This is a genomic window from Corynebacterium sp. HMSC064E08, assembly GCF_001811805.1.
Classification (GTDB): Bacteria; Actinomycetota; Actinomycetes; order Mycobacteriales; family Mycobacteriaceae; genus Corynebacterium; species Corynebacterium jeikeium_D.
The window spans coordinates 80,221-93,022 of the sequence record NZ_KV806698.1 but is presented as its reverse complement, the minus strand read 5'-3'; the positions used below and the strand labels follow the sequence as shown (position 1 = coordinate 93,022).

Sequence of the window (12,802 nt, the reverse complement as noted above, 5' to 3'; positions counted from 1 at the left end):
GTAACTGTAGCACGACGCTCCCAACAAAGACCAATCCCCAGGTCATAGCCAATTTCGCTACAACCTAGGGAGTCTTCGGACCATAGAAACCTATGATTCTCGGTTAACTACTCGTTGCACGTCTTACTGGCCGTTGGCCTTCTGGTAGTCAGCGGCAGCGCGGTCGAGCTCGGCAAGTGCCTGGCCCTGTGCCGCGTAGTCACCGTTCTTCTGAGCGTCGTTAAGCTTTTGCAGTGCGTCGGAGATACGGCGAGCGGCGTCGTCACGCGCGGCGACATCAACCTTGCGCTCTTCCTTCGGTGCCTCGTCGTCGGACTCAGCGTCGGCGGCATCCTTGTCCTTATCCGCCGACTGCTCCTCAGTCTCTTCCTCACCGCGGACCTTGGTCGCGGCGGAAGCATCGATACCGACCTGACTCAGAGCCTCAGTGACCGTGGCGCCGTAGCCCACCTGACCGCGGTAAGCGACGAGAATACGCAGCAGCTTCGGGAATGCGGTCTCCTGGCCCTTGCGCTGGGTGTAGACCGGTTCGACGTAGAGAATCTCGCCATCGCCGACCGGCAGCGTCAGCAGGTTACCGTTGGTGACCACGTTCGTGCCCTCGAGCAGAGTACGGTCCTGGGCGACCTCATCTGCGGACATCATCGTGTCCTGCGCCTGCCGTGGACCCATAGTCTGGGTGTTGGTCGGCAGGGCACGGATGGTGATCTGACCGTACGTCTCCGGATCGGAGGAAGCGCTCATCTGGGCGGCGAGGAACTCGCGCTCCAGACCGCGGAAGGCGGAAATCAGCTGGAAGCTCGGCTTTCCGGTCTTCGGATCGGAAGCGACAACGTAGTACGGCGGCTGGGAGAGGTTCTGCTCTTCCGGCGCGGTCGGATCGGACGGGACGGACCAGAAGGAGTCATTGGCGAAGAACACGCCCGGATCGCTGACGTGGTACTTAGCCATCAGCTCACGCTGAACCTTAAACAAGTCCTCCGGGTAGCGCAGGTGCTGCTGCAGCTCCTCGGAAATCTCCGATTTTGGCTTCACCACATCCGGGAAGACACCCTCCCAGGCCTTGAGCACCGGATCCTTCTCATCGAACTCGTAGAGCTCAACAGTGCCATCGTAGGCATCGACGGTCGCTTTGACCGAGTTGCGGATGTAGCTGACCTCACTGTTCGGCAGCGGGCGTGGAGTGCCATCCGGGTTAATGGAGTCCTGCGTGGTTTCCTGGAGGCTCATGCGCTGGGAGTACGGCATCTTGGCCAGCGTGGTGTAGCCGTCGACAATCCACTTCATACGGCCATCGACTACAGCCGGGTAGGTCTTGGTGTCAGTAGTCAGCCACGGGGCGACCTTCTGAACACGGTCACGCGGATCGCGGTTGTAGATGATCTTGGAGTCCGGCCCAATGCGGTCGGACAGCAGGATGTTCAGCTCCTGGTAACGGGTGGCAAAAATCATGCGGCTGGCAAGTCCGCCAACGCCAACACCGCCCTCACCGTCGTAGGTGAAGTTACGGCCGTCGGCATCGTACTCATAGTCCTTGCCGTCACCGTTACCGCCAACAATCGCATAGTCGGCATCGCTGTTGGCGATAACCGGGCCGTAGTAGATACGCGGCTGCTTCAGGTTCAGGTTCATGCCGTTCGGGTCCTCGGACTCGAACAGGTCAGCCACGGTATACAGCGGGTAACCGCCGCGGGCGGAACCGGACTCGGAAGCAACCTCGTCGACCTTATTAGCCGGCGCAGCAACGAAACCATTGCCGTGGGTATAGACCGTGTGACGGTTAATCCAGTCAGTCTGGTTACCCTGCAGCGTCTGCGGGTTCAGTTCACGAGCAGCGACGATGAAGTCACGGGACGCGCCATCGATCTGGTAGCGGTCAATGGCAAGCGGATCGGAGAAACCATAGAAGTTCTTCAGCTGACGCTGCTGCGTGAAGGTACGTGGCAGCACTTCCGGATCCAGGATTCGGATATTGGCCAGAGTAGCGGCATCGCGGGAAATCGAGTCCGCACCTTCCTTCGCGGCTTCCTTATCGCCTTCCTTTTCAGCCGGAACGCCCCAGTCGCGCTCGACCTTCACCTTGTCGTCGGTAAGCCCGTAGTGGTAGCGCGTCGATTCAATATTGCGCGCAATGTATTCGCGTTCCTTGGAAGCGCGGTTCGGGTTCACCGAGAACTGCTCAACTGCCATCGGCCAGGCCACGCCAATCAGACCGGCGGAAACCAACATCAGCACGGTGGCAAACGCCGGAATAGAAAGATTGCGCAGGAAAATGGCCGCGAAGAATGCAGCGGCCACGACGATTGCGATGACCAGCAGCGTAATCTTCGCCGGCAGCAGCGCATTGATATCGGTGTAGGAACCACCGGTGAAGGTCTTCTGCTTGTTATTCAGCAGCTCATAGCGGTCCAGCCAGTAAGACACAGCCTTGAGCAGCATGAAAACACCGGCCCAGCACGCCAACTGCGCACGAGCCGCATTGGAAACGCGGGTCTTCTCCCCTGTAGTCGGGTTACCTGGGCGGATGCCACCAAGGAAGTAATGTGTCACCAGCGACAGCAGGAACGCAATAACTACCAGGACAACCAGCGTCGAAACGATGTACGACCACAGCGGCAACTGGAATGCATAGAAGCCCAAGTCCTTGCCGTACTGCGGGTCAGTCTCACCGAAGGACTGCCGGTTTAAGAACAGCTGCACCGTCTGCCAATTGCCCTGCCCCACAAGGCCACCGAGTACGCCGAATACAACGGGCAGCGTGGTGAACATCGACTTCGAACCAGATTCAGCCATCCGTCGGTACACTGCCTGCGGGCTGCGTGGATCCGTCAGCCCGAGGTCGACGGGACGCGAGCGCCACGCCAGCCACATAGATAGAAATGTCAGTGCACCCGTTATTAGGCCTACGGTGATAAACAGGACAATACGAGTGAGCCACGTGGTGGCGAATACCCCTCGATAGCCCACTTCACCGAACCACTGAAAGTCCGTATAAAAATTGACGGCGATTGGAATAACAAAGGTCAGCGCGGCAATCACCAACACGGTAATTGCCAGCCCCCCCGGTCGGCCACCCGCCGATCGTCTCGGTCGAGTCTGGTTTAGAGACAACGTCTCTCCTGTTCGAGTTGAGCTTGACTTGCCAGCGAGCTGGTAAGTCGGTCGTACGCTTATCTGTCATCTACTCTAAATAAAGTTCCTAACATTTGACTAAGGATGCTGTTTAAACAGCGTTGCCAGGAAAGGGGCGTCGTCAAGCGTCATGAGCGAAAACAACGGCACTCAGACTCATCTCAGCCAGCAGGCACTCAATCGCGCCGTGCGCGAAGCTGTCGAATACGTCCACGCCGAAGGTTGGGACCGCGCTCCGAGCCTCTTCGCCCTCGTCCCCACCGCCGCGCTTGCCGACGTGCTTGCCGACGAGCTGATTGACAGCGCCCCATTGACTGTCGTTGCGCAGGAACCCCTCCCCGAGGGAATTGAAGGCGGTAGCCCTGAGTTGGCGGACTTTATCGCTCGGACATCGTGGCCGGCAGGTGTCGTCGGTGCCGTGTTAGCGCAGGAAATAATGGTCATCGCTCCGGAGCAGGCGGACAGCTTTGAGGGTGCATCCCTGGACGAGGTGCGGGCACAGGCGGATGGTGAGGCGGCTCGCCAGGCACGTCTTTTCAGTGGTGTTATCAGCGAAGGTCCACACCTAACACTGATCCAACCTCGCCCCACAGAGGCGGAACTGGATGAGCGTGGGCCCTTTGCTGAAGATGAGATTGAGCTAAAAGATGGTTCTGGGGTAGCCGATGGTGTCATCGCTGCGTTGTATTCCACGTTCGGAAGCGCCTCATAAATCCACCTACCAGCGATAAGAGACAAAAAGAGGTATTGAAAGCGCCGAATATACATATAACTAGCTGATTCCGGTTGACATCGGACTTAGAACCTAGTTGTATAACAAAGTGATAAAGGCGCGTCTCTAAGTATCCGCTCAGGGTTCTGTCGGACTTGGTTCTGTCGGACTTGGTTCTTCCAGGGACGGTCTGTGGCGAAGAAATCGCGAGTGTAGCGCGAGTTTTTCCTTCTATAGGTTTTCAACTAAGAGGTTTTTAATTATGAAGAACAACGTTGTTCGCCGTGCAGCAGCCTCGGCAGCTGCAGCTTCTGCGCTGGCAGCCTCCCTCCTGACCGGTGGTGTTGCCAACGCTCTTCCTACTGGTAACTACGTTGCCTTCGGCGATTCCTTCGCTGCTAACCCGGGTCAGTCCGACCCGGCCGTACCGGGCCGTGGTGGCTGCCCGATTTCGGTCTCGAACATCGGCTCTCACGTTGCTCGTGAGACTGGCCTTGAACTGCACGACTACTCCTGCAACGGCACTACCGCTTTCATGCCGACTCAGCCGCAGAAGTCCCTGATGGGCCAGGTTGACAACGCCATCGCTCAGGGCTCCCTCGGCCCGGCTACCCAGCTGGTAACCATCTACGTTGGCGCCAATGACGCGATGCAGGGCGCTGTGCTGCCAATGCCGGTTCAGGATGACCTGTACACCACCAACGTTGTGGCCGCTGTGGAGAAGATCAAGGCCGCTAACCCAACTGCTCGCGTCATGCTGATTGGCTACCCAGCTTTCACCTCGAATGATCCGACTCACTACGCTTGCCCGGTCAACGCCGCAGGTTTTGCACCGCACATTCCGGCTGCCGGCATGCACCAGTTTGAGATGGCTCTGCAGAACCGTCAGGAGCGCGCTGCAAATGAGTCCGGCATCGGTTTCGTCAACATGAAGAACATTGCCAACATCGATGTCGCAATGTGCGGCCCGGACGGTGAGCGTCAAGTCTCGGCAATTCTGGATACTGACGTTGCTTCCTACAACATGACCAACCACCCGACCTTCCACGGTTCGGCAGTTACTGGCACCACCATCGCCAACGTCTACAAGAGCACCTTCTAAGGTTGCCCGACGCCGCTCAGGCGTCTTCAAGTACAACGAAAAATCCCCGGTCGTAATGACCGGGGATTTCCATTTGTGGAGCTGCCGAGAATTGAACTCGGGTCCACCGCCAACTCGCCAGGGCTTCTCCGTGCGCAGTTCGCACGATCGCCTCTACTCGACCCTTCGGCTCAGGCAAACATGTCCGAATGACGGGCCCAGCCGCAAGTAAGAAGATCCCCGATGAGCCTTACGGCACACCCATCGGGCGAGCCCTTTTAAGTCGATGCCAGGGTCCGGACCAAAGGGCAAGCCCGGCCTGACAGACACGCTAGTCGCTTAATTAGGCAGCGAGAGCGTAGTCGCGCTGAGTGTTCTCGGCGCTTAATCAGTTGCTACGACGCTTAAACGGTGGTCTCTAGCCTGCACCGGCACGCTTCCCCTGGCTCACTGTACGGTGTCGAAACCATGTCAGCCCCATACAACGCCTTCGAGCGCGGGAATGTGCGTAGCACTCAAAGGATGTTCAAGAATAACGCTTTACGACGAGAAAAGTCAACAAACCTCGTCATAAAAGCCAGCAACCCAATACGGTCGTCAACTCCGGGTTGACACTGACGTCAACCAATGGTTGACTGCAGTCATGGATCCATTGACGACAATCCGTCACCGACTGCAAGCAACGAACATTGCCGAACAAGAACTTGAAGATGCCGTGGCGCAGGCTCGCGCAGCGGGCCATTCATGGGCAGAGATTGGAAATGTACTCAATATCTCCCGGCAAGCGGCATTCAAACGGTTCGGAAGTGTCCAAAACCCCGTTTCAGGAGAATTGATGACTGCCACAAAAACTACACATATCGCCGAACTCGGCGAAAAATTCCTTCGCCACATCATCAACGGCGAAGAAGCAGAAACCGTAAGCATGATCTCCCCAAAGCTCCGGAAGGATCTCCCCTGGTCCACTATCTACTCTGTCTGGGAAGATGTTCTCACCGAGACTGGGGCGTTCGAATCTTTCGACGACACCCAAGTCACCAGCCTCGGGGGAACCAGGACTAAGGAACCGACCTCGCAGAAACTCCTGTCGAAGATTCTCGGCACAAGTCTCGTCATCACCACCCTCAAACATGAGGCTGGCGAATGGATGGCTCGAGTTGCCTTTGACCGTCACGAAAACGTCATTGGCCTGCTCATCCTCCCAGTCGATGCGACTGAGTTCCCCTTCTAATAGAGCCCTTTCCTAATGAAGACCTCTGCTACCCCTTGATGCCCTTCACACGGCGACCCAGCGCACGAGTAGCTTCGCGCTCCTCCGTGCGGCGCTTGATGTCCTGGCGCTTGTCATAGTCCTGCTTACCGCGGGCGAGTGCGAGCTCGACCTTCAAGCGACCGTTGGTGAAATACAGCTTCAGGGGTACAAGCGTGTTGTTACCATCGCGGACCTTGCCCCACAGGGTGTCAATCTCCTTGCGGTGCAACAACAGCTTGCGCGAACGACGCGGCGAGTGATTAGTCCACGAACCGTAGGAGTACTCCGGGATATGCAGCCCGCGCAGCCACACTTCTCCGTCATCGATGGTCGCGAAGGCGTCGTTAAGCGATGCTTTGCCCTCGCGCAGCGCCTTGACCTCAGTGCCCACGAGAACGACACCGCATTCGTAGGTGTCAAGAATGTTGTAGTCATGGCGGGCACGACGATTGGTGGCCACCACCGCGTTGTTGGCGCTGACCTTTTCTTTCTTCGACTTCTTCTTGCCCATAACCTACTTAACTCTAGTCGAAGAAGGTGCACTACAGCTATTTCCTAGCTATTCCCTTAACTTTCCCTTGTGCGCCTCCTTGCAGCCAACATATATATGCCTCTGGCCTTTTACGTTGTGACGCAACTTACTTTCCCCTAACCTTTTACCAACGTCTAACACAGAGGGATTTAAATATGGGACAGTCAAAAACGTTGGAACCGGTCAAAGCGCCCCCGAAGCCAAAGGGGTTCCTAGCAACACTGGAACGCATCGGCAACGCACTGCCAAATCCGTTTTGGCTGTTCGTGATTCTTGCCGGTGTAGTCATCGTTTCTTCGTGGCTCGGTGAGGCTGCGGGTATGCAGGCTAAGGATCCCGCGTCGGGTGACATCATCGAGGTGGAAAGTCTCGCTACCGCTGAGTATCTGCAAAAGATGGTTTCTGAGGCGGTAACGAACTTCACGGACTTCGCACCAGTTGGCCTGATTCTGGTGTGCATGCTCGGTGTCGCCATTGCGGAGTACTCCGGTTACATCGGCTCGGCAATTCGCGCGGCAATTTCCAAGGTGCACTCCCCTGTCCTGCTGACATTCATTGTCGCCCTGGCCGGCGTGACTGGTTCGATCGCTTCTGACGCCGTCTACGTGATTCTCATTCCGCTGGGAGCCGCCTCATTTGCCGCGGTTGGCCGTAACCCTATTGTCGGTGCGATGGTCGCCTTTGCCGCCTCGTCGGCCGGGTTCAATTCATCACTGGTGCTCAACATTACCGATGTGCTGCTGGCAGGCATCTCCACGCATGCTGCGCACTTCGTAGATCCGGAATACGTAGTTTCGCCGCTGGCCAACTACTTCTTCACCATGGCCTCGTCGATTGTGCTGGCTCTGATTATTACGGCTGTTACTGAGCTGTTCATCACCAAGCACGTGGAGAAGACCATCCACGAAGATCATGTTGACCACGAAGCTGCCGAGTTCACCAAGCCGGGCGCTTCGGAGGAGGCTGCTGAGGAAAACGCTAAGAAAAAGGAGCAGGACACCGCGTCGAGCAGCTCCAACAGCGGCCGCGATAAGCTCGTTCTAAATCCCTCCGAACGCCATGGCCTGCGCTACGGCAACATCGCCGCCGTCATCTTCCTGGCGCTGTGGTTCGCTGCCCTATTCATCCCGGGTTCGCCTCTGCGCGGCGAAGGCGACGGCATCTTGAATTCCGTGCTGCTTACCGACGTCGTGGTGTCCATTGCCCTCTTCTTCGCCGTGGTCGGTATTGCGTACGGCATTGGCGCCAAGACCATCACCTCCTCTGCAGATGTGCCCGCCTTCATGGAACGTGGCCTGGGCACACTGACCACAATGATGGTGCTCTTCTTCGCTGTTTCGCAGTTCACGGCCTACTTCAAGTGGTCCAATATCGGCCAGTGGACCGCCATCAAGGGCTCCGAATTCCTGACCAAGGCGGATCTGCCGCCGCTGTTGCTCTTTGCTGCCTTCGTCCTGATGGTGGCTGTTCTCAACATGCTGATTACCTCGGGCTCTGCACAGTGGGCACTGATGGCGCCGGTCGTGGTGCCGATGCTGATGTACGTCAACGTCTCCCCGGAGGTCTCTCAGCAGCTATTCCGTATTGGTGACTCCCCGACCAACATCATTACACCGATGTCGCCGTACTTTGCGCTGGCACTGACCTTCCTGCAGAAGTACTACAAGCCGGCGGGTGTCGGCACGCTGATGTCACTGGCCATCCCTTACTCGCTGTGCATGCTGGTGGGCTGGTTCCTATTCTTTGTTGTGTGGTATCTCGCGGGTATTCCGCTGGGGCCAGGGGTTCCGGTGCGTTAACTCACAACTTCTGGGCAACTGAGGGATTGGTCGAATTTTTCGGCCAATCCCTCACTTATTTGCGGTACTCGGGTTTAGTATTGCGTACGGTCGCCACCACAACGGGCGTCGTTAAGCGAAAACGTACACACTTTGAGCACACACTGAGACGCGGATATAACCTATGCCAACAAAGCACCTAAAATTTACGGGATCGACAGGCGAGACTCTGGCTGCATCGATTGATTTGCCGGATGGTAAGCCACGCGCGTGGGCACTATTTGGTCATTGCTTCACGTGTAATCGGATGGTGCCCGGCGCGTCACGCACCTGCAAGGCGCTGGCGAAGAAGGGCATTGCGGCGTTCCGGTTCGACTTCACTGGCCTCGGGCAGTCCACTGGTGATTTCGGTGAGACGACGTTCCAGACCAACATCGATGACCTTAAGGCCGCCTACGAGTTCATGGAGGCAGAATTTGAGGCCCCCTCGCTACTGATTGGGCACTCGCTCGGTGGCGCAGCGGCGCTGAACGCCGGCCACGATATGCCGAAAATCAAGGCGGTAGCGACAATCGGTGCACCCTTCGATCCGGCACACTCGATTGTGCGCATCGCCGGTGACATTTCGACGGTCGATGAGCACGGCACGCAGGTTCTGCAGATTGAAGGTCGTGGCATTCCCATCTCCCGTGAGTTCTTGGAAGTGTTGGCGGACTACAACCCGGAGGTTTATCTCAGCCAGCTGCGCAAGCCACTGCTTATTCTGCACTCCCCGACCGACCAGACTGTTGGTATCGATAGCGCCCAGAAGATTTTCCAGGTCTCTCGCTATCCAAAATCCCTGATGAGCTTGGATCGCGCAGACCACTTGCTCACTCGCGCTAAGTCCGCCGCGCGCGCTGCTGACCTGATTTATGCGTGGGCGGATAGCTATCTTCCGGAGGCTGAATAGCCCTGTTATCATTAGGGGTTATGGACACAACTGAACACTCTGGCCACTCACACGGCCACGGTCATTCACACGGTCATTCACACGGCCATGACCACGCTCATATTGACCCCGCGAATACTCCTGCCCGTCGCCTGCTCGCAGCTGCGGGTCTAACTCTTGTCGTATTTCTCGCCGAGCTCATCGGCGGCTTGGTCTCGGGTTCACTGGCGCTGCTGGCAGATGCCGGCCATATGGTGACGGACTCCGCAGGCCTGCTTATGGCAGTTGCCGGTTTGGCTATCGCCCAGCGCGGAGCCAATCACCGCGCGACGTACGGGTACCGTCGTGTTGAGGTTCTGACTGCTCTCGTCAACGGTCTGACAGTTTTCATCATTGCCGCTGTGATTCTCTGGGGCGCAATCCGGCGATTCGGGTCAGTGGAGCAATCTGAGATTCAAACCACGTCGATGCTCATCATCGCAGTCATCGGCCTGCTCACCAATGTGATTGCGGCGTTTCTGCTCGCCGGCGCTGCCAAGGAAAGCGTCAACGTCCGCGGCGCGTATCTGCACGTGCTTGTCGACGCCGCTGGTTCGGTCGCCGTCATTATCTCCGCTATCGCTATCGCATACACCGGCTGGACTGCCATCGACTCGGTGGTCTCTATCGTGATTGCGCTCTTCATCGTCCCCCGAGCCGCCGTTCTGGTGCGCGACTGTCTCCACGTGTTGCTGGAGTACACCCCGAAGGGCGTCGACACTGAGAGAATCACTGCTGACCTGTCTGACTTGGACGGAGTGGTCGATGTCCACGATCTCCACGTCTGGTCCCTCAACGGCAGCGACCTACTGGCATCTGTCCATCTCGTGCGCTGCGACACGCTCCCCAACGGCGACGAGCACGCATTGCTCGACCGCGCGCAGGCACTGCTTCACGACGTCCACGGGATTGAACACGCCACGGTGCAAATTGAAAGAACCGGGCACGCTGACCACGAGTACCCGGCTCATACCTAAAATGTTCGGCTAGTAGCTGAAATAAGGTGCTAGCCCTCGAGCTGCTCCCCTAGCTCCAGCCACTCCATCTCCAGCTCTGCCTTCTGCTCAACCACCTCCGCAGCACGGCGATCGAGGTCCGCCAGCTTTTGTGTGTCCAAGTTGGCTACATCAGCACTCGCTTCCGCCATCTGCGCATGCAGTTCACTTTCTTGCTGGCTGAGCTTCGCCATCTTCCGCTCCAGAGCACTCATCTTCTTCTGGACAGCATGAGCTTCCGCAGCCGAGAGCTTCGAGGTATCCTCCTCTGAAGCTGCGCCACGGGTCTGCGGACTACCGGCATTTGCTTGAGAGGCACCACCACTAGCGGCCGAGTCAGCCAGCTGTGCGCGACGCTGGAGGTACTGACTAATCCCGCCTGGCAAGTTCGTCAGCTCGCCATCGCCGAAGAGGGCCCAGGTCGAGTCCGCAATACGCTCAATCAGGTAGCGGTCGTGCGAGATGACCACCAACGTGCCCGGCCAATTGTCCAGCAGGTCTTCCAATTCCTGCAGCGTGTCAATATCCAGGTCATTCGTCGGCTCGTCGAGCAGCAGGAAGTTCGGCTCACTCATCAACACGCGTGTGAGTTGCAAGCGGCGACGCTCACCGCCGGAGAGGTCTGCGATTGGGGTGCGCTGCCGCTTCGGGGAAAAACCCAGTCGCTCCGCCAGTTGCGAGGCGCTAATCTGCTTCTTGCCCAGGTCAATGTAGGTCGCCACGTCCTCCACAGCGTCGAGCACACGCATATCCAGCGGCAGATCATCGAGCTCCTGTCGCAGCCAACCCAGACGCACCGTCTTGCCCTCAATCCGCTTGCCATCGCTTAAGGGGTAGTCTCCCGCCAATGCGCGCAACAAAGTCGTCTTACCCGAGCCGTTGACACCGACCAGGCCAATGCGCTCGCCGGGGGCCAGACGCCACGTGACGTCGTTAAGCAATTCCCTACCATCGGGCGTTTCCAGGGACGCATGCTCTAGCTCTACGACCACCTTGCCCTGTCGACGCTGCGAAAACGCCATCAACTCCACGGAATCACGCGGCGCCGGGACATCGGCGATGAGAGCCTCAGCTGCTTCGATGCGGTAGCGAGGCTTCGAGGTGCGGGCCGGCGCACCCCGGCGCAACCACGCGAGTTCCTTACGCGCAAGGTTCTGGCGACGCTGCTCGGCGGCATCGGCTTGGCGCGCACGCTCGGCACGCGCGAACGTCCAGTCGTTGTAACCGCCATCGTAAAAATCGACGGTGCCATCGTGGACTTCCCACGTCTTCGTGGCAACGGTATCCAGGAACCAACGATCGTGCGTGACGACGACCAGGGCTGCCCGGCGCGAAAGAACATGATCGGCCAACCACTGCACACCCTCAATATCGAGGTGGTTCGTTGGCTCATCGAGAATGAGCAAATCCAGATCTCGGACCAGCGCGGCCGCCAGGTTAACGCGACGGCGCTCACCACCGGAGAGATTGGCGACCTTGGTATCCATACCGAGGTCATTGATACCGATGCCATCGAGGACCTCGCGGATGGAAGCGTTACCCGCCCACTCGTGTTCAGCGAGTCCCAGCGGTGCAATGACGCACTCAAACACGGTGGAATTCGGGTCGAGCTCGGCGCCCTGGGTGACATGCGCCATGGCCATGTCGTTGGCTCGCGAAATACGTCCGGAGTCCGCTGGCTCCACGCCTGCCAGAATCTTCAGCAGTGTGGACTTGCCGCCACCGTTCAAACCGACAACACCGATGCGGTCGCCCTCTTGAACACCGAGGCTGACGCCGTCGAGCAGAGTCTTGAGCCCGAAGGACTTAGAAATATTCTCGCAATTAATCAGATTCGCCATGATGAGTATTTATTGTGCCCCATTCGACGTTGCCAAGCACACGCCGGACATACCAGGCCACCGGCAGCTCATCGAACTGCTCTTGGGTTACCCATTTAAATTCCGGATGCTCGCCACTGAGCTGGACAGCCTGCGCGTCGTTAGCCTCGCGTACTAGAAAAGTCACCGTGTGGAAGCGGAAGTTCTCCCCGCCCATATCCGGATTGGAATAGTGGGCAAATTCGCTGACCTCCGCTGCGCGCAGGCCGGCCTCTTCACGCAGTTCGCGCACAGCGGCCTCCGCGGGCTCCTCCCCTGCGTCGAGCTTGCCACCGGGCAGATCCCACTGGCCCCCGAGGAAGCCCTCGTATTCACGCAGCAGAAGCAGCAAGCGGTCACCGCGGAAAACTATGCAGTTGCACACCCAGCCGTCGTCGTCAGGCCAGAACTTAGTCCAAGCCACGCCGCGCGGTTCGCGCCGGCCGATCTCGGCCCTGCTGGGGTTGTCATCACGGTGCATGGGGAAAGAT

10 protein-coding genes and 1 other RNA gene are annotated in these 12,802 nt (G+C 58.1%); 6 read left to right on the top strand and 5 right to left on the bottom strand.

Annotation, left to right across the window (positions count from 1 at the left end; genetic code table 11):
* Positions 1-123 precede the first annotated feature (123 nt).
* On the bottom strand, positions 124-3,111 hold the full coding sequence (locus HMPREF2820_RS03625) for a UPF0182 family protein (RefSeq protein ID WP_070602816.1): 2,988 nt from the start codon (positions 3,109-3,111) through the stop codon (positions 124-126).
* 151 nt (positions 3,112-3,262) lie between these two features.
* Between HMPREF2820_RS03625 and HMPREF2820_RS03620 the strand changes: the two genes are divergently transcribed.
* Both HMPREF2820_RS03620 and HMPREF2820_RS03615 read left to right on the top strand, forming a co-directional pair.
* Positions 3,263-3,844 (top strand): PPA1309 family protein, encoded by a 582-nt coding sequence (locus HMPREF2820_RS03620; RefSeq protein WP_048733546.1) that lies wholly within the window; start codon positions 3,263-3,265, stop codon positions 3,842-3,844.
* Between the two features lie 262 nt (positions 3,845-4,106).
* Positions 4,107-4,946, top strand: a complete 840-nt coding sequence (locus HMPREF2820_RS03615; protein ID WP_070602814.1) for a GDSL-type esterase/lipase family protein — start codon at positions 4,107-4,109, stop codon at positions 4,944-4,946.
* Between the two features lie 73 nt (positions 4,947-5,019).
* Here HMPREF2820_RS03615 and ssrA read toward each other — a convergent pair.
* Positions 5,020-5,404, bottom strand: a transfer-messenger RNA (tmRNA) gene (ssrA, locus tag HMPREF2820_RS03610).
* 356 nt (positions 5,405-5,760) lie between these two features.
* On the opposite strand from ssrA, the gene HMPREF2820_RS03605 reads away from it, so the two are divergent.
* On the top strand, positions 5,761-6,156 hold the full coding sequence (locus HMPREF2820_RS03605) for a DUF3887 domain-containing protein (RefSeq protein ID WP_016423247.1): 396 nt from the start codon (positions 5,761-5,763) through the stop codon (positions 6,154-6,156).
* 28 nt (positions 6,157-6,184) lie between these two features.
* On the opposite strand, the gene smpB is transcribed toward HMPREF2820_RS03605, so the two are convergent.
* Positions 6,185-6,688 (bottom strand): SsrA-binding protein SmpB, encoded by a 504-nt coding sequence (gene smpB, locus HMPREF2820_RS03600; protein ID WP_005511394.1) that lies wholly within the window; start codon positions 6,686-6,688, stop codon positions 6,185-6,187.
* Between the two features lie 176 nt (positions 6,689-6,864).
* On the opposite strand from smpB, the gene HMPREF2820_RS03595 reads away from it, so the two are divergent.
* The 3 genes from HMPREF2820_RS03595 to HMPREF2820_RS03585 all read left to right on the top strand — a co-directional run bounded on the left by HMPREF2820_RS03595 (position 6,865) and on the right by HMPREF2820_RS03585 (position 10,434).
* Positions 6,865-8,508 carry an AbgT family transporter gene (locus HMPREF2820_RS03595; protein WP_083308413.1) on the top strand — a complete coding sequence of 548 codons (1,644 nt, stop codon included), beginning with the start codon at positions 6,865-6,867 and terminating at the stop codon, positions 8,506-8,508.
* A gap of 163 nt (positions 8,509-8,671) precedes the next feature.
* On the top strand, positions 8,672-9,439 hold the full coding sequence (locus tag HMPREF2820_RS03590; protein ID WP_016423249.1) for an alpha/beta hydrolase family protein: 768 nt from the start codon (positions 8,672-8,674) through the stop codon (positions 9,437-9,439).
* 20 nt (positions 9,440-9,459) lie between these two features.
* A complete protein-coding gene (locus HMPREF2820_RS03585) occupies positions 9,460-10,434 on the top strand; it encodes a cation diffusion facilitator family transporter (protein WP_016423250.1) in 975 nt (324 codons plus the stop codon).
* A 29-nt stretch (positions 10,435-10,463) separates the two neighbouring features.
* On the opposite strand, the gene HMPREF2820_RS03580 is transcribed toward HMPREF2820_RS03585, so the two are convergent.
* Positions 10,464-12,293 (bottom strand): ABC-F family ATP-binding cassette domain-containing protein, encoded by a 1,830-nt coding sequence (locus HMPREF2820_RS03580; RefSeq protein ID WP_049171263.1) that lies wholly within the window; start codon positions 12,291-12,293, stop codon positions 10,464-10,466.
* Positions 12,277-12,792, bottom strand: coding sequence for an NUDIX hydrolase (locus HMPREF2820_RS03575; RefSeq protein ID WP_070602812.1), 516 nt, complete (start codon positions 12,790-12,792; stop codon positions 12,277-12,279). The genes HMPREF2820_RS03580 and HMPREF2820_RS03575 overlap by 17 nt, the downstream gene beginning before the upstream one ends.
* Positions 12,793-12,802: the final 10 nt, after the last annotated feature.